At 57.1% G+C, this 17311-nt stretch carries 18 protein-coding genes and 1 tRNA gene (1 of these 19 running past the window's edge); 11 read left to right on the top strand and 8 right to left on the bottom strand.

Annotated features, from left to right (window positions below; translation table 11 throughout):
• From D9K61_RS02140 to D9K61_RS02130, 3 genes are all read left to right on the top strand, one after another.
• Window positions 1–133, top strand: the 3' portion of a protein-coding gene (locus D9K61_RS02140) for a biotin-dependent carboxyltransferase family protein (protein ID WP_120631616.1). It extends 866 nt beyond the left edge of the window; only the last 133 of its 999 coding nucleotides appear in the window; its start codon lies off the left edge, out of view; its stop codon occupies window positions 131–133.
• 12 nt (window positions 134–145) lie between these two features.
• Window positions 146–907: a LamB/YcsF family protein gene (locus D9K61_RS02135; protein ID WP_120631615.1), complete on the top strand. Its 762-nt coding sequence runs from the start codon at window positions 146–148 to the stop codon at window positions 905–907.
• A 170-nt stretch (window positions 908–1077) separates the two neighbouring features.
• Window positions 1078–2325: a hypothetical protein gene (locus D9K61_RS02130; protein ID WP_120631796.1), complete on the top strand. Its 1248-nt coding sequence runs from the start codon at window positions 1078–1080 to the stop codon at window positions 2323–2325.
• Window positions 2326–2474: 149 nt separating this feature from the next.
• On the opposite strand, the gene D9K61_RS02125 is transcribed toward D9K61_RS02130, so the two are convergent.
• The gene (locus D9K61_RS02125; protein ID WP_120631614.1) at window positions 2475–3869 is read right to left on the bottom strand and encodes a D-alanyl-D-alanine carboxypeptidase family protein; all 1395 of its coding nucleotides are present in this window, start codon (window positions 3867–3869) and stop codon (window positions 2475–2477) included.
• 279 nt (window positions 3870–4148) lie between these two features.
• Window positions 4149–4850: an HAD family hydrolase gene (locus tag D9K61_RS02120; RefSeq protein ID WP_120631613.1), complete on the bottom strand. Its 702-nt coding sequence runs from the start codon at window positions 4848–4850 to the stop codon at window positions 4149–4151.
• 93 nt (window positions 4851–4943) lie between these two features.
• Between D9K61_RS02120 and clpS the strand changes: the two genes are divergently transcribed.
• From clpS to hemF, 4 genes are read left to right on the top strand one after another with little or no spacing between them, the layout of a single operon-like run.
• Complete coding sequence (gene clpS, locus D9K61_RS02115; RefSeq protein WP_120631612.1) at window positions 4944–5285, top strand: ATP-dependent Clp protease adapter ClpS; 342 nt, start codon at window positions 4944–4946, stop codon at window positions 5283–5285.
• Between the two features lie 49 nt (window positions 5286–5334).
• Entirely contained in the window at window positions 5335–6300 is a 966-nt protein-coding gene (locus D9K61_RS02110) for a class I SAM-dependent methyltransferase (protein WP_120631611.1), read from the top strand.
• A 37-nt stretch (window positions 6301–6337) separates the two neighbouring features.
• Complete coding sequence (locus D9K61_RS02105; protein WP_120631610.1) at window positions 6338–7138, top strand: SDR family NAD(P)-dependent oxidoreductase; 801 nt, start codon at window positions 6338–6340, stop codon at window positions 7136–7138.
• Window positions 7139–7143: 5 nt separating this feature from the next.
• A complete protein-coding gene (gene hemF / locus D9K61_RS02100) occupies window positions 7144–8028 on the top strand; it encodes an oxygen-dependent coproporphyrinogen oxidase (protein WP_120631609.1) in 885 nt (294 codons plus the stop codon).
• A 3-nt stretch (window positions 8029–8031) separates the two neighbouring features.
• On the opposite strand, the gene D9K61_RS02095 is transcribed toward hemF, so the two are convergent.
• From D9K61_RS02095 to modA, 4 genes are all read right to left on the bottom strand, one after another.
• Window positions 8032–8439, bottom strand: coding sequence for a hypothetical protein (locus D9K61_RS02095; protein ID WP_120631608.1), 408 nt, complete (start codon window positions 8437–8439; stop codon window positions 8032–8034).
• 110 nt (window positions 8440–8549) lie between these two features.
• Complete coding sequence (gene modC, locus D9K61_RS02090; protein WP_120631607.1) at window positions 8550–9650, bottom strand: molybdenum ABC transporter ATP-binding protein; 1101 nt, start codon at window positions 9648–9650, stop codon at window positions 8550–8552.
• Window positions 9647–10339 carry a molybdate ABC transporter permease subunit gene (modB, locus tag D9K61_RS02085; protein ID WP_120631795.1) on the bottom strand — a complete coding sequence of 231 codons (693 nt, stop codon included), beginning with the start codon at window positions 10337–10339 and terminating at the stop codon, window positions 9647–9649. Before modB ends, modC begins: the two co-directional genes overlap by 4 nt.
• A 5-nt stretch (window positions 10340–10344) precedes the next feature.
• The gene (modA, locus tag D9K61_RS02080; RefSeq protein WP_120631606.1) at window positions 10345–11124 is read right to left on the bottom strand and encodes a molybdate ABC transporter substrate-binding protein; all 780 of its coding nucleotides are present in this window, start codon (window positions 11122–11124) and stop codon (window positions 10345–10347) included.
• Between the two features lie 253 nt (window positions 11125–11377).
• Here modA and D9K61_RS02075 point away from each other — a divergent pair, with 253 nt between their 5' ends.
• The 3 genes from D9K61_RS02075 (at window position 11378) to D9K61_RS02065 (ending at window position 13936) form a co-directional block, all read left to right on the top strand.
• On the top strand, window positions 11378–12631 hold the full coding sequence (locus D9K61_RS02075; protein ID WP_120631605.1) for an aminotransferase class V-fold PLP-dependent enzyme: 1254 nt from the start codon (window positions 11378–11380) through the stop codon (window positions 12629–12631).
• An 82-nt stretch (window positions 12632–12713) separates the two neighbouring features.
• A tRNA-Val gene (locus D9K61_RS02070) sits at window positions 12714–12789 on the top strand.
• A gap of 148 nt (window positions 12790–12937) precedes the next feature.
• Complete coding sequence (locus tag D9K61_RS02065) at window positions 12938–13936, top strand: LacI family DNA-binding transcriptional regulator (protein ID WP_120631604.1); 999 nt, start codon at window positions 12938–12940, stop codon at window positions 13934–13936.
• Here D9K61_RS02065 and D9K61_RS02060 read toward each other — a convergent pair whose 3' ends face one another.
• Both D9K61_RS02060 and D9K61_RS02055 read right to left on the bottom strand, forming a co-directional pair.
• Window positions 13937–15070 (bottom strand): Gfo/Idh/MocA family protein, encoded by a 1134-nt coding sequence (locus tag D9K61_RS02060; protein ID WP_120631603.1) that lies wholly within the window; start codon window positions 15068–15070, stop codon window positions 13937–13939.
• Between the two features lie 38 nt (window positions 15071–15108).
• A complete protein-coding gene (locus D9K61_RS02055) occupies window positions 15109–16212 on the bottom strand; it encodes a Gfo/Idh/MocA family protein (RefSeq protein ID WP_120631794.1) in 1104 nt (367 codons plus the stop codon).
• A gap of 114 nt (window positions 16213–16326) precedes the next feature.
• On the opposite strand from D9K61_RS02055, the gene iolC reads away from it, so the two are divergent.
• A complete protein-coding gene (gene iolC / locus D9K61_RS02050; RefSeq protein WP_120631793.1) occupies window positions 16327–17307 on the top strand; it encodes a 5-dehydro-2-deoxygluconokinase in 981 nt (326 codons plus the stop codon).
• The last annotated feature ends 4 nt before the right edge of the window (window positions 17308–17311 follow it).

Here is a 17311-nt window from a genome sequence, read left to right as displayed (position 1 = left end):
GCTTCAATCCGCCTTCGACGCTGAGCTCGCGCGGCTACCCGGTAAGGTCGAACCGCTGTTGCGCGACCCGCATGACATCCCGGACCTGTTGTCTTACCAATTGATCGGCGGAGTGATCTCTGCCACCGACTAAGGAGAGTTGCCGATGCCCCGCGTCGATCTGAATGCCGATATGGGCGAAAGCTTTGGTCCGTGGACCATGGGTGATGATGACAGCCTGCTGAAGATCATAACCTCGGCCAATATCGCCTGCGGCTTTCATGCCGGAGATTGGGATGTGATGGCTAAAACGATGGCACTGGCCGCCGAAAACGATGTGGGTATTGGCGCGCATCCCGGCTTTCCGGATCTGCAGGGATTTGGCCGCCGCAACATGAAAGTGCCACATGATAGCCTGCGCAACCTGGTGCGCTATCAGTTGGGCGCGGCACAAGGAATGGCGACTGCTATCGGCATTAAGGTGCGGCACCTAAAATTGCACGGCGCATTGGCCAACATGTGTTCCGTCGATATCGAGATGGCACGCGCATGTTATCGGGGCGCATTGGATGTGAATCCCGACATCATCATCATGGTGCTGGCCGCCACCAAACAAGAAGACGCGGTGCGAGAGCTGGGGTGCAAATGGGTCGGCGAGATCTTCGCTGATCGCGCCTATAACGACGATGGAACTCTGGTTGATCGCAGCCTGCACGGCGCCGTTATTCATGATCCCACGATTGCCGGACCCCGCATCCTGAACATGGTCAGTGAAGGCGCAATCATCACCGAAAGCGGTAAACGGCTGGAAACGTCTATCGATACGATCTGCCTGCACGGCGACGGGCCAACTGCGGTTCAAATCGCCCGCTCGGTCCGCGAAAACCTGATCGAAGGCGGCGTCGATGTGACGAAATTCACCCGATAGCCATCTGTCCGCCTTCAACCCTGACCATTTTCTTTCTGTTGCCCGGACGGAGTTCAGCCCCTAGCATACCTGCAAGTGCATGTTCTCAATACCGTAATTTTAGCAACCCAGCGTGTGGACAGATGGCGCGGCCATCTCAATCCCAGCCAGTTTTGCGCAAGGAGACAAATATGTCTTTCAATCTGATGTCCTACGAACCGCGAGGCGACAAGAAGAACTCGGACTTCTTCGGTGAGTACCTCCCGAAAATTTACGAAAGGCGCAACAGTTCGGGCATTGCAGAACTGGTTGGTCCAATGCGGGCAATTGTCATGCAGGTTGAATCCAGTGCGCTGTTCGACACCATGGTCGAGCTTTATGTCATGACGCCCTATCGCCATTCAGCCAGCTATCTGGGGCAGACGCACAAGTTTTCGGTGATGCACTCGCACGCCGACTACCCGGCGTTGATCCTAATGGCGCCTCTCAGCGATACGTTCGAAGACTTCATTCCCCGTATCAATCGCATGTACCCGCTGGCGCGCAAGACGCCACAGACCAGATATGTAGGCGAGATCTTTGCCGCAACCGATTTGAACACTCTCAGCAAAACGCTCGAGGATCAGAACATCCGGTTTGAATACAGCGGCGATACCGAAAACCCGTTCTACACTCTGGATGGCTTCCGCTTTACGACGCCTTCTGATTTCACCTGCAACCGGGTTGGGTATTCGACGCTTGATTTCAATGACACCGACAGTTTGGGGCTGGGCGACCGGGTTTTGCTGAGCAATACAGAACAAGCGCGATTGGATCAGGCTGCTGCCTTCAGTACTGACAGCAAGATCGCCCCGCTGATGCTGGGCATCGACCACCTCGCCACACGGGTTCTGGCCGGAGAGCGTGAAGATGCGATCCTCGAATTTCTTACAATGGTGCCGTATTACTTTTGGGGGGCTTACAACATATTTGACATGAACTCGTCGACCAATGTGAACCGCAACCCCAATGTGGATGATGACAAGAAATCCCCTGCCAAGGTGTTCACGGCCAATAATACACCGTCCTTTGTGAATTCATTCGCAAAACTGCCGATGCCAACCGAGGATTTCGTGCGCAATTTCGGACGCCGCCTGCATCACATGGCGGTCGAGATTCTGGATGGCGATCACGGAACTGGCGAAAAGAACGTCGATTTCGTGGTCAATACGCTCAAAGACGAAGGGGTGCCGTTCCTGGCTCATGTGGTTGGTGAATGCAAAGACGATCCGAACCTGAAACAGATCTTCTCAAAGCACTCAAAAAACACATTACTGATCACCGAGTATATTGAACGCTGCCACAAGTATGACGGGTTCTTCACCAAGGACAATGTCGCTGCTCTGACGGCCGCTGCGGGTCAGGATGAGCAATATCAGCATGGCCACGTGTTCGACTGAGGCAACAAGCGAAACTAGCAGGTCAACCGTAACAAGCTATGCGGAGTGTGCTCTTTGAAGGGTGCAAGCGTCCTTCGGGGTTCTCACGCAAAAAAATGGCTGCGAAATCGCTTCCGCAGCCCAGATCCAGTCAGGAGAGTCGTCGGGCCTTATGATGGCCCGATCATGAAACACGTGACATTTCGAGCGCTCAGGCGGCGGCAAGCCAGATCAGCCTGTTCGCGTGTCATGCCCTGAAAAGTTGCATCAAACCCGCGCGAGCTTTGGTTCACTTTCCGCAGTGTGCCTTCCAGCGTCGTCATTTCCGACAGCGCTGTTTTCAACAAAACCTTTTCGGCCTCATACCGCGTGGTGTAGCGACCAACATTGACGCCCCAAAGATGCCCGCCCGAGGATGACAACCGGGTGACAACTTCCTGCTCGGGCGCGGGCTGCTTAGCTGTTTCAACCGCGGCCAAAACCAGATTTTCGGGCCGCAAAGCCGGACGTGTGTCCGAGTTTTCGACCGGAGGTGCGGTTGGTGCAGTATCGGCTTCTGCCATCGCGGCCGCGATACCGCTTTGGATCCGGTCGCGATCTTGGTCCGCCGTGTCGACAACCGCGCTTGCAACCTGGGTCGCGGCGCTGGGACGGACAAGCGGACGTAAGCTCTTCTTAGGCGCACCGATCAGACCCGCAACCTGCGTTGTTCCGCCCAAGCCGGTGTTTCCGGCATAAACCGGACGCGCGGGTTTACGGATGGGCGCGCGGGACGGTGCCCGGCGAAAACCCAGATCCAACAGCTCTGCCACTTTGGCGTTACGAGACGCACCCGACTTGCCGCCAAACACAGTCGCAATGATACGTTCATTCTTACGCTTGGCAGACGCCACAAGGTTGAACCCGGCAGCGCGTGTATAGCCGGTTTTGATTCCGTCTGCGCCCCTGTACGCTGCCAACAAACGGCGGTTGGTATTGGGAACCGTCTTGATCCCTGCATGGGTCGATTGGCGTGAAAACAGGTTGTAATACTGCGGATAATCATAAAGCAGATGACGTCCCAGCGTTGTCATATCGCGTGCCGTCGACAGATGTCCTGACTCGGTAAGACCATGCGCGTTTTTGAAGGTTGTTCGGCTCATCCCCATTGCTTTGGCAGTGCGCGTCATGCGGCGCGCAAAGGCAGCCTCGGACCCGCTGATCGCGATACCGATAGCGGTGGCCGCATCATTGGCTGACTTCACTGCAGCCGCGCGAATCAAGTAACGAAACGCAATTGTCTGACCAGACCGCAGGCCCAGTTTCGATGGCGGCTCTGCCGCTGCTTTCTTGGTAATGCGTACCTGCGTGTCCAACGCGACTTCACCGTTTCGCACCGCCTCGAATGCGATGTACAGCGTCATCATCTTGGTCAAGGATGCGGGATGCAGCCGCGTGTCCGCATTGCGAGAATGAAGCACCTCGCCTGTCCTCGCGTCGATCACAACCGCCGCATACGGTGCTGCAAAGCCTTTGAGTGGCACAAAAAATAGCAGCCACAACAATGCTATAAGGAATAAGCCCATTCGGGCCGGAACTGTCCGCCGAACCTGCACGATATTTGCCTCTGTCTGCCTCGCGCCGCCGGGTTTTCCCGGTCAGCAAATTTTATTTTATTGCTGGTAAGGCTAACACACAGACCCAATGAAATAAACCGAAAGCTAGGGTTTTTGCAGTTTCATCGAACTGCTTTTCGCACACTATATCTGGACGATATCCGCCCGCCCAACACCAAATGGGCTATGTTCGCGGTAGTGAGGCTTTTTCGAGAATGGAATTTTTGGAACTGCGGCGGAATAGCCACATCATTCTAGCGCGCAAACAAGACCCGCCAATTCGCCCAAATCCTGCAACGCTCGGAATCGCGGATTGTCCTCTGGTGCTTCGGCATGCTCAACCTCCCAAACCAGGCCATGTGGCACATAAACACCCCAGCACCCCGCCTGAATTGGTGCCACGACGTCCGAGCGCATTGAATTGCCAACCATCATCGATGCCGTGGGCCCATCACCGTGCTGGTCAAAGATCGTCCGGTAGACGTCCGGTGTTTTCTCGGACACGATCTCGACCCCGTCGAACAGATCGCCCAATCCCGATTGCGCCAGCTTGCGTTCCTGATCAATCAGGTCACCCTTGGTGATCAGAACGACGCGATGAGAGTTTGAAACGCCTTCGATTGCTTCACGCGCACAGGGCAACAGTTCGATCGGATGGGCCAGCATGTCCTGCCCTGCATCGATCAATTGACGAATGACCGAAGCCGGCACACGACCTTCCGTGACCTCAATCGCGGTTTCAATCATCGACAGCGTGAACCCTTTGATCCCGTATCCGTAGTGCTGGATGTTGCGTTTTTCTGCCGCCAGAAGACGTTCCATCAGATGGTCCCGTTCGGCATGGTCGGCGAGCAATTCGGCAAAATAGGCCTGAGTCAGCTTGAAGAACCTTTCATTGTGCCAAAGGGTATCATCGGCGTCGAACCCGATTGTTGTCAGCTTAGTGGTCATTCCGATTTCGTCCGCTTGCTCTTTTCACTGGCCACGCCCACGTTATATAAGCGCACAGATATTCCCAATGCCTGAATCGGACAGTTGCAGAAGATGCTGGAAAACCAATGGATGATGTCTGACAAACCAGACGGCGAGGATGACGCCTCCGTTCTGGTACAGACGCGCCCCAAGACCAAACGTCCGCCGCTGTATAAGGTGTTGTTGCTGAACGATGATTACACACCGATGGAATTTGTGGTCCACGTGCTGGAACGGTTCTTTGGCATGACCCACGCCGAAGCGTTCGAGATCATGTTGACCGTTCACAAAAAGGGTGTGGCCGTTGTAGGCGTCTTCAGTCATGAGATTGCAGAAACCAAGGTGGGTCAGGTGATGGACTTTGCCCGCAGGCACCAGCACCCTTTGCAATGCACAATGGAACGCGAAGAATAAGGCGTTTCGGGGCATTTTCGCCCATGCTCACCCTTTGCTGGAATTGCCTATGTCCCCACGCCTAGATCTTGCCTTGCAAAGCGGCCTGACGCTGTCGCACCCGCTGACAGTGATTGGCCCGACGCCGGAGCACGACCTCTCGGCACTGCCGCGCGAGACGCAGGTGGTGCAGCCGTTTAAACCGTTTCATGATCATTTTGCGGCTTTGGGGTTTGATGCAACTTCCACGGCCGATGATCGCTGTCAGGACGCAATCGTGTTCCTTCCCCGCGCAAAAGCGCTGGCACGCGCGTTGATCCAACAGGCCTGCAGTCGCACTAGTGGTGTGATTGTCGTTGATGGTGCCAAGACCAACGGCGTCGACAGCATTATGAAAGACATCCGCAAACGGATGCCTATCGAGGGTCCAATCGCCAAAGCTCATGGCAAGATCTTCTGGTTCCAGTCTGATCCTCAAACCTTCAAGGATTGGACCGCGCCTGATATTCAAACCGTGGACGGATTTCAGACCGCCCCGGGCGTGTTTTCGGCAGATGGAATCGATCCGGCTTCATCCCTGCTTTTACAAATGCTGCCGACAAAACTCGGGCCCCGCGTGGCCGATTTGGGCGCGGGCTGGGGGTATCTGAGTGCAAAGTTGCAAGATAGCGAAAGCATCAAGGCATTGCATCTTGTCGAAGCGGATCATGCCGCGCTTGCATGCGCTCGGGCTAATGTGGCGGACCTTCGGGCGCAGTTTCATTGGGCCGATGCAGTAACCTGGAACAGCCCCGAGCCCATCGACACAGTGGTGATGAACCCGCCGTTTCATACGACGCGCAGCGCTGATCCCGCCTTGGGCCAGGGCTTTATCACGGCAGCCGCCCGTAATCTGACCCGCAACGGCGATCTGTGGATGGTCGCCAACCGTCACCTGCCCTATGAGGCCACCTTGAATGATGTATTCGCACAAGTGGCAGAAGTTGCCGGTGACAATCGCTTCAAGGTGTTTCACACCTCTCGCCCTCGGCGTTAAGGCCCGCTAACCTGCCCCTCAACTCAGGAGGATTCGGATGTCCTTTTCCATCACAGGCAAAACAGCAATCGTGACCGGCGGGGCCAATGGTATCGGTTTGGCCATCGGGCGTCATTTCGCGGATGCCGGGGCAAACGTCATGTTTGCAGACATGGACGAAAAACGTCTGGTCAACGAATTGGGAGAGCAGGCGGACGATAGCAATATCCGCTATTTTGCGGGCGACCTGCGGGAAAAGCTGACCATAGCCAACTTGCTTTCAGCCACCTTGGACGCATTCGATCAGGTGGACATCCTCATCAATGGCTCGCGGCAAGTGATCCCTTCCGATCCGCTGGACACCGACGACGACTCGGTGCGCACGTTGTTGAACCAAAACCTGATGCCCGCTTTAAGGCTTAGCCAGTTGGTCGCCAAACGCATGATCAAACAGTCTGATGAAGAAGACGAAGGCCCGGCGGGGTCGATCATCAACCTGTCCTCGATTGCCGCCAGACGGACGCATCCTGACCTCATGGCATATTCGGTTTCGACCGCCGCGCTGGATCAGATGACCCGATCCCTGGCGGTGGCATTTGCGCCAAGCCGCATCCGGGTGAACTCGATCGCGTTGGGATCGGTCATGAGCGCATCCTTGCAGTCCACACTGAAAGAGAACCGCGATTTTCGTGACGACATCGAAAAGCACACGCCGCTGGCCCGCATCGCATCCCCAAACGAATTGACCGAAACGGCTCAATTCCTGGCCTCAGACGCCGCCGGGTTTATCACCGGTCAAATCCTGACAATCGACGGCGGCCGCACCCTGCTGGACCCTGTCGCAGCCCCCGCACATTGAGCCCTATGTTCGACACTGAAAAATCCGCCGCTTCCGCCTGGTTTCGTCAACTGCGTGATGACATCGTCGCAGCTTTTGAAGCCTTGGAAGACAGCCATGACACCGGCCCGTTCGCGGATGCCGAACCCGGCCGTTTCGAGGTTAAGGAAACCAAACGCCAATCCGAGGACGGATCTGATGCGGGCGGTGGCCTTATGTCCGTCATGCGTGGCGGGCGCGTCTTTGAAAAGGTCGGCGTCAACATCTCAACCGTATATGGCACGCTGGGTGAACGGGCCCAGCACGCCATGGCCGCGCGTAAGGGCATTCCCGGCATGACCGAAGATCCTCGGTTCTGGGCTTCGGGCATCAGCCTTGTTGCCCATATGCAAAACCCCCATGTGCCAGCCGTTCACATGAACACACGCATGTTCTGGACCCCGCACGCCTGGTGGTTCGGTGGCGGATCAGACCTGAACCCCTGCATCGAATACGATGACGACACGGCGCATTTCCACGCCACGCAAAAGGCACATCTGGATCCGCATGGGCCGGGACATTATCCGCGCCTGAAAGATTGGGCTGACGAGTACTTCTATATCCCGCACCGCAAACGCGCCCGTGGCGTGGGCGGCATCTTCATGGACGACTACTGTACCGGGGATTGGCAGCGCGATTTTTCTCTGACACAGGATATTGGCCGGGCATTCCTGCCAGCCTACCTGCCATTGGTGGAGAAGCGCCGGGTGCACGCGTTCTCTGACGCTGACAAGACCACCCAACTGGTACATCGCGGCCTTTATGCCGAGTACAACCTTGTCTACGACCGGGGTACTAAATTTGGCCTGGAAACCGGCCATGATCCGGATGCCGTCTTGATGAGCCTTCCGCCGATGGCCAAATGGATCTGAGCCTCAGAAGTCAAAATCCATAAAGTTGTCATAGCAATAGTTTTGCGCCGAGATTGCCGACATGTTTTCACCTACCCGTTTGACGGTGATGGAATAGCCGGGGTTGGTGTCGGCGCCCTGTGGCGGGGTCAGTGAGAACTGAACTGTCCTGACCCCAGGCTCGTAGGCTCTCGAGATATAGATGCGCTGAGAATTCGGAACGCGCAGCGTGCGGATCGCATAATCCCCAATCCCGCACCAATAGTTGACCGCCGCAGACGACCCCACAGCTTTGACTTCATAAATTCCGTTTTGCAGTGGCGTAATTTCGGTTTTGAACTGTGGCCTAACACTCAGACCAAAACCCACAGCCTGTGCCAAACCGGGCGCTGTCAACAAAGCGGACAGGGCAACAATCTTGAAAAATCGCATCGCTAAAAATCCCAAAAAATACTCTCCAACCCCTTACAACATAGGCGTTACGAGGTCTGAGTAAAGCCGCTTACCCGGCCGATGTACCAGACCAGAAGAACAATGGGCGTTCACGCGTTGGTTGTTATCCGGCCACCTACATCTTGCGGCGCAAGCGCGACAGTCTTGATGACCGCATGGCACGTGGCCCCTGCCTCAAGGCCCAAAGCATTGACGGATCGGCGCGTCACACGCGCCAGGACAATTCCCGCAGGTGTTTTTAGGGACACAATGGCGCCCGGACCGTCGCCAGATCGGATGGAGTCGACAGTGCCACTCAGAACATTAAGCGCTGACAAACCCTCGGGCGGTTTCTTGGACAGGATCACCTCCTGAGCAGGAATACGAATGCGCAGATCCTCCCCCACCTCATGCGAGATCTGCGGAAGGAACAGCCGCGCGCCATTCGCGTCCAACTCGGTCAACCCATCGTCATGGTGCGTCAGCACCCGGACTTTCAACACCGCGCCAATTGCGCGCACTCCGGCAGGTGCAACCGATGGATCTGCCAGCACGTCAGAGGCTGGGCCCTGTCGCACAACCTTGCCGTCCTGCAATGCCACGACCGATGTCGCCAACCGCGCCACCTCGGCCGCCGAATGGGTAACGTACAGAATTGGCACCGACACCTCGTCCCGCAGACGCTCGAAATACGGGAGGATCTCGGCCTTTCGGGCGTCATCCAATGCGGCCAGCGGCTCATCGGCAAGGATCAGGCGCGGGCTTGCCAGAAGGGCGCGGCCAATGGCAACGCGCTGTTTTTCGCCCCCCGAAAGGCGCGCTGGACGGCGATCCAGCAAATGACCAATCCCCAGCATCTCGATCACCTTGTCCGGGTTTTCACGGCGTGCGTTCTTCGGAGCGAACCAGCGCCCATAAGCGAGGTTCTGGCGGACGTTAAGGTGCGGGAACAACCGCCCTTCCTGAAAAATGTAGCCCAACCGACGTTTATGTGACGGCAGCCAGTGGCGTTGCTCTGTATCAAACAGAACCCATTCATTCACCGCAACACGCCCAGCCTCGGGTCGGAGCAATCCCGCAACAGCGTTGACGATGGTGGTCTTGCCCGAACCGGACCTGCCAAACAGAACTGTCACACCCGGCGGCGCATCGAAACTGATATCCAGATCGATCCCTGGCAGGCGGTGTTGCAATCGAACGGACAGGCTCATGTTCCGGCCACCCGTTCTGCAGCCCGACGTCCGACATATTCCGACAGAAGCAATGCGCCCATGGCGATGATAATCGAGATGATGACCAGCCGCGTGGCCGCGGACTCGCCCCCCGGCACTTGTAGAAACGCATAGACCGCCGATGGCAGGGTCTGTGTCTGGCCGGGAATGTTTGACACAAAGGTAATCGTGGCCCCAAACTCTCCCATCGCTTTGGCAAAGGCCAGAATAGCACCGGCAATCACGCCCGGCAGGATCATCGGCAAGGTTACGGTCGCAAAGACCATGGCGCGCGACGCGCCAAGCGTGGCACCCGCCTGTTCCAGTTTTGGGTCGACCGCCTCGATCGACAGGCGGATCGCCCGGACCATCAGCGGAAAAGCCATGATCCCAGCGGCAAGCGCTGCGCCCGTCCAGCGAAAGGCCACCACAATTCCGATCTCGGCCAATAGACGACCCACCGGCCCCTGAATGCCAAATGTCAGCAACAGCAGATAGCCGGTCACCACCGGAGGCAGGATCAGGGGCAAATGCACCAGACCATTCAACACGTGCCGGCCCGGAAACCGCCAGCGGGCCAACGCATAGGCGACGAAAATCCCGAATGGCAGTGTCGCCAGCGTGGCCCAGAACGACACCCGCAGGGACAGTTTGAGCGCCTCTAGCTCGGCTGGACCCAACCAATCCATCCCCATCACCCGCCCGGCAGGGCAAAGCCCTGCGCAAGGAAGACAGACGTGGCGGCCTCAGTCTGCAAATAATCCAGAAAGGACTTTGTATTCTCGCCACCGGACAAGGTGATAGCCGCCGGGTAAATAATCGGCGGATGCATATCTGCCGGGATCGAGCCAACAACACTGACCCGAGTCTCGGCGGTTGCATCTGATCGATAAACGATGCCAAGCGGTGCCGCCCCAGTTGCCACAAGGGCCAACGCGGCGCGGACGTTGTCGGACTGCGCAACTTGATCCTGCACCGCGTTCCACACTCCCAACCCCTGCAATGCCGCCTTGCCATACTGACCAGCAGGAACAGCATCGACCAACGCCATGGCCAAATACCCCCCGTCCAGCGCGGAGATCAGATCATAACCCGGCTTGATCTGACCAACCGAGGACCGATCTGCGGCACCAATCAGGACCAGCCCATTTCCAAGCAGATCCACCCGCGACAAAGTATTGATCAATTCTGCATCCTGAAGCACATCCATCCAATCAGGGTTGGCAGAAATGAACAGATCTGCTGGCGCGCCTAGCTGTATTTGTCGCGCCAGAACCGAGGATGCCGCATAGGACACTGTGATATCCTCACCCGTCTGAAGTTCATAATCCACCACAATCTGATCCAACGCCGTCTTCAGGCTGGCGGCCGCAAAAATCAAAACCCCCTCGGCCCCGGCCCGGATCGGGGCCAGCGTTGTTGCGCCAAGAACCAGTGCCGCGATCAGAAACCGGCGGGCGGTGGATAGGGTCATGTGCACTCCCGGCGGGAAAGTTGCAGTCTCACTCGGAATATCGGAGGCCAAAGGTGGCACGCAAGCACCTTTAAATGTTCATATCAGCGAAGAAATCGAAAATCACAGCAAATACAATGAAATCACGTGCGCGGCACCATTTCCGTCACACCGATTGCCAAGGGTGTCGCAATCGGTATTGATCACCCAGAATGCCCCGGACAAAGCTTAAGCAAAGCGTCACGCGTCAGCCACAGGAAACAGGACACCGAATATGCTGCAGGAAACACCCGGTTTGATTGACGCCATACGGGCCCGTTTTGCCCATGTCGAAAGCTGCCCGTTTCAAGGCAAACGCATCTTTTTCGAGAATGCTGGCGGGGCATTGACGCTGAACTCTGTCGTCGAAACCTCCGCTAAATTTGCCGCAATCCCGGACAATCAGGGGCGTGATAATACCGCCAGCCAGGCGTTGGTCGACATCATCGACAAGGCCAAATCAGATCTGTCGGTGTTCATGAATGCCTCGTCGGGGCAGTTCTTTGTGGGGGAAAGCGGAACCGAGCTGCTGTTTCGCATGATCCGAACCGCCTGTGTCAACGCGCCCAAGGGCAGCAAAGTCATTGGCAGCTCCATTGAACACCCTGCCAGCCGCAGCGCTGCGCGCCGCTGGGCGGAAGTTGCTGATCTGAACTATGTCAGCGTTCCACATTGTGACGCGACCGGTCTGGTGACCGCCGAAGATTATGGCGCGCTGATGACGCCGGATGTCTCGGTGGCAACAATCTTACATGGATCGCCTGTGACCGGGATGGGTATGGATGTCGCTGCAATTTCCCGCGCCATCCGCGATGTTGCGCCCGACTGTTTCATCATTGTGGACGGCATTCAACATGCAGCCCACGGCCAATTGGACATAGACAGCTACAATGTCGATGGCTACGTTATTTCACCCTACAAAGTGTTTTCGCGACATGGGTATGGCATCGCGTGGATTTCGGACCGGTTGACCGCCCAGCCCCACGACCAGTTGATCGACGCCCCTGCCGACGGCTGGGAATTTGGCACCCGAGACACGGGCGCATATGCGACGATGTCCGATGTGGTCACCTATTTTGACTGGCTGGGCAGCCAATTGTCCGATACCACCGACCGCCGCGCCCGGATTAAGGCAGCAGGCCACGCGATTCACGCCTATGAAACCCATCTGACGAGCGCAATGATCAAGGGAACTGGAAACCTGCCCGGTCTGCGCGATATGGACCACATCAGCATACTGGCAGGGCCGGACAACCCAGCCCGAGAGGGTCTGATCTCGATCACAGTGCGCGATCTCCCATCGGCCGAAGTGGTGACCCGGCTAAACGAACAGGGCATAAGGACCCACACACGCAAAGCTGATCACTACAGTGGCAATGTGCTGACCCCATTGGGTCTAAGCAATTGCATCCGGATTTCGCTGTGTCACTACAACACGGAGCATGAGGTCGCCCAACTGCTGGCCGCTTTGAACGATATGGCGAACTGACCCGACAATCGCCAATTGAGCGCAAGAAATTGTTCCAGACCCTCTTGCGTCCGCGCGCAGGCTTGGCTACATGCACCGTCACGGGTGATTAGCTCAGTTGGTAGAGCGCTTCGTTTACACCGAAGATGTCGGGAGTTCGAGTCTCTCATCACCCACCATCCCCTTATGGATACAAGTATCTGCGCCGGGGCAGAGCTCAGCAGCCCAAGTTGCAACCGGTTGCAACCACAGGGCTATGGTGCATAATGTTCCTGCCATGAAAATACCAACAGTCAAACTGCCCCTCAAACCAACCGTGCAACGCCCATGAGTGTCACCCTAAAAGACGTTGCAGCCCTTGCTGGGGTATCGCGATCAGCGGTTTCGCGCACCTTCACCGAAGGCGCATCGGTGTCGGCCAAAACCCGCAGCAAGGTTGAAAAGGCTGCGCACGAGCTGGGATACAGCCCGAATGCATTGGCTTCATCGCTGACGACGGGACGGACGAAGCTGATCGGGTTGATTTCCAACAACTTTCACAACCCTATTTTCCTTGAGGTCTTCGATCAGTTCACACGCGCCTTGCAAGAACGAGGCTTGCGCCCTCTGATCGTAAATCTGACCGACGAAACCGAACCGGCAAATTCGGTTCGGATGTTACGGCAGTATTCGGTCGACGCCGCAATCGTTGCATCTTCGACGTTGCCGCCAAGCTTTGCAAAGGCCTTCCACGATGCGGGCGTGCCTGTGGTTCACACGTTCGGGCGTTCGGCCACGTCGCCCGAAGTGCATGTGGTGGGGATCGACAACGTGGAATGCGGCCGTATGGCAGCGCGCGAATTGCTCGCCCGAGGATACAAGTGCGTGGGATATCTGGGCGGACCAAAGGATGCGACTTCGGCCCTCGACCGGTATCGTGGTTTCATGGAAGAATTAGCGAACCATCCTGAAATCGACGTCACCCACTGCTTTGCCGATGCCTATTCCTTTGAAGCCGGGCGCGCGGAGATGCTGCGGTTTCTTGAGGATACACCGGCCCAGGCCTACTTCTGCGGCGATGATATCCTGTCTGTTGGCGCGCTGTCAGCGCTCAAGGATCACGGGCTGAAACCGGGGCAAGAGATCGGAATCATCGGCCTGAACGATATGGAAATGTCCCGTTGGGAAAGCGTCGATCTGACGACGATCCATCAGCCGATCAAGCAGATCATCACCTCATCCGTGGATTTGATCGAGGAAATGCTGAAAGAGCCTCAGCGCTATCCCGAAGCTCGCATTTTTCCTTGTCGTGTGATCGAACGGGGCACATTACGGCCCCGCCCCTGATCAACGAAACATCGGCGGGCGTGCATCTTTCCATGCCCCATCTTCTTTGCCCGACGCTACTGCCGCATGAACTGCCGCGATTGACCGGACGCCGTCCGATGCGCCGGGCAATCCGTCGCGGGTTTCGCCCCGGATCGCATCAGCCAAATCGCAGTAGATATTGGCAACTGCCAGCGGAAACCCTTCGGGATGTGCAATAGCAACGCGGGACAGACGCTGAGTTTCATCATGCAGGCCGCCTTCGCCCTTTTCGATGACCTGCGTCCGCCCTCCGACCGGAGTGTAGATCAACTGGTTGGGCTGCTCGGATGCCCAGCGCAGTCCGCCGGTTTCACCAAAGACCTGAATGTCAAAGCCATGTTGACGCCCGATGGCCACGGATGACGTCCAGAGCCGCCCGACCGTGCCGCCCTCCATGCGGAAATTGACCATCGCATCATCTTCCAGTTCACGGCTGGAAATGGTCGAGGCCATATCGGCTGACAGCGACTTGACCTCGTCATCGCAGATGAAGCTGGCCATGTGCAGCGCGTGAATCCCGCAGTCCGCAAACTGGCCGGATACACCGGCCATTGCCGGATCATATCGCCAGCGAACGCGTGGGTTGTCAGCATCCGTGGCGTCACCGTGGTGACCATGGCTGAAGTTCGTCACCACCAGACGCACCTTGCCGATCTCACCTGCACGCACCATTGCCCGCGCTTGACGGATCATGGGATAAGCCGAATAGCAGTAGTTAACAGCACAGATTTTTCCCGAGGCTTCGGCTACGCGGACAATCTCCTCGCCCTCTTCCACGGTCATCGTCATCGGCTTTTCGCACAATACGTTAAAGCCAGCTTCAAGAAATGCCTTCGCAATCTCGAAATGGGTTGAGTTCGGTGTGGCTATGGTAACCAGATCAATCCGGTCCGGGCGGTTCTGTTCGCCTGCCAGCATCTCTTGCCAATTGCCATATGCGCGATCTTCGGCAACGCCCAGTCGCTGGGCGTATTCCCGACCGACGCCGGGGCGATGGTCCAGCGCACCTGCGGCGAGCTCGAACATCCCGTCAGCAAGGGCACCCAAGCGATGTGCAGGTCCGATCTGACTGCCTTCCCCACCCCCGATCATGCCCCATTTCAGCTTTGCCATGGTCTTCGTCTCTCTTCAGAATTTCATTAGTACCGCGATTAGAAATCGCTGATCTCTTTCCACTGTCGCTGTTCTGACGAGGCCAGTGCGGCCGCCAAAACGCGGTTCACCTCATGCCCATCGCGGAATGTCGGCCAAATCGCTTCGCCTGAGTAGATGGCCTGCAGGAAATCCTTTGCCTCGATGATGATCTGGTCCTGATACCCAGTGCCGTGCCCGGGTCCTTGGCAAAACGGCTCATAGTCAGGATGCGCAGGACCGGTCAGGATTTTGGTAAACCCACGCGACGCCTCTGGCCCCTCACGCCGATACAGCCAAAGGGCGTTCTGATCTTCCTGATCAAAGCGAATGCCCCCCTTGGTGCCCGAGATTTCATAAGCATAACCCATCTTGCGCCCGGTCGCGACGCGGCTGAAATACAGATTGCCCATAACACCATTTTCAAAGCGGCACATCATCTGGGCATGGTCATCATTTGTCACGTCTCCGCCGGGCCGGGTCCGGTGCACGGTTTCAACATCGGCCATGACCTGTGCAATCGGGCCGATCAGCGCCAGCGCGCCATTGACCATATGTGGGGCAAGATCGCCGATTGTGCCATTTGCCATTCCAGTCGTGCGCCAGGTCGCAGGCGCCTGGGGATCAGCAAAGAAATCTTCGGTATGTTCGCCCCGGAACCAGGTGACATCGCCAATCTCGCCCGTGGCAATCAGCTGACGCGCGTATTGGCTAGCCGGAGTGCGTATGTAGTTGAACCCAACCATGTTGATCGCGCCTGCCGCCTCGGCCGCAGCCGTCATCGCAAAGCTGTCATCCAGCGAAGCACCCAAGGGTTTTTCGCATAGCACGGGCTTGCCGCAAGCAAATGCCGCCTCGGCAATCTGTCGATGCGTTGATTGGGGAGAGGCGATCACGATGGCTTGGACCCCGGGGTCATCTACTAGCACACGCCAGTCGTCTGTCGCGCGCGCAAACCCATAAGCTGCCCGGTACCGCTCGGCGCTTTCGGGGGATGAGGCGCAGATCATCTCCAATCTGGGGCGCAGCGCCGTGTTGAACACCGCGCCGACCGCCGACATGGCAACGGAATGAGCCTTGCCCATATAGCCGCCACCTACAATTCCAATTCCGATTTCAGGCATCTTTAGCGGCTCCGAACATATCATTTGCAACCGGTTGCAAAATCAGTATCGTGTGAATCGATCAAACGCAAGGTCCAACCGACTTTGCCGACCCCATTTGCCGGAGGATATGAGTTGAGCGCTTTGATAGACGGTATCAAAGGAAACCGCTTCGCCGTTTTGGGGCGCGCTGGCATGGACCTTTTTGCCGATCCCATTGGCACCAAAAGCGAAGATGCCGATACGTTCCGCGCTGATCTGGGCGGCTCATCGGCCAATATCTGTGCAGGTCTGGCCAAACTGGGCAGTCAGGCCGCGCTGATCACCTCGGTTTCAGATGATGCAATCGGGCGGTTTTGCTTGAACAAGCTGAAACACTACGGGGTGGACACGTCATGCATCCGCGTCGTGGGTGGCGAATATCGTATGTCTCTGGCTGTCTACGAAAGCCGGATCGAAGACTTTCAGAACGTCATCTACCGAAACGGCGCGGTCGATTTTCAGGTGACCGAGGAAGACATGGACAAGGTCGACTATGGCGCTTTTTCAGCAGTTATCTCGGCAGGAACGGTCTTTGCCGCCGAACCATCGCGCAGCGCCACGTTCCGGGCCTTTGAAAACGCGCGCAATGCAGGGCTGCCGATCATTTTCGACATCGACTACCGCCCGTACAGCTGGCCGTCACCCGAGGTCGCCGCTGATGTCCTGTCCCGCGCGGGCGAGGCCAGCGACCTGATCGTCGGCAATGATGAAGAGTTCGGGTTTATGGCAGGTGGCATCGAAAAGGGTTTTGCCAAAGCAACAGAACTGGCGGGAAAGCCCGGCCGTATCGTTATCTACAAAATGGGTGAAAAAGGGGCCGTCACATTCGTCGATGGCCAAGAGATTCATACCGGCATCTATCCGGTCGACGCCGTCAAACCCAATGGTGCGGGCGACAGTTTCATGGCCGGTTTGCTGGCGTCAATCGCAACGGGGCATTCACTGGAAGACGCGGTCATGCGCGGGTCGGCCTGCGCATCGATTGTCGTGTCGCAACCCGGCTGCGCACCCGCCATGCCCACGACACCTGAGCTGGACGCGTTTCTCGCCTCTCACCCCGGTCCGACCCGATAGGAGT

The sequence above is a fragment of the Ruegeria sp. EL01 genome (assembly GCF_900313035.1).
Classification (GTDB): Bacteria; Pseudomonadota; Alphaproteobacteria; order Rhodobacterales; family Rhodobacteraceae; genus Ruegeria.
Note: the sequence above shows the minus strand (reverse complement) of the source record. Positions and strands in the feature narration are given on the sequence as shown.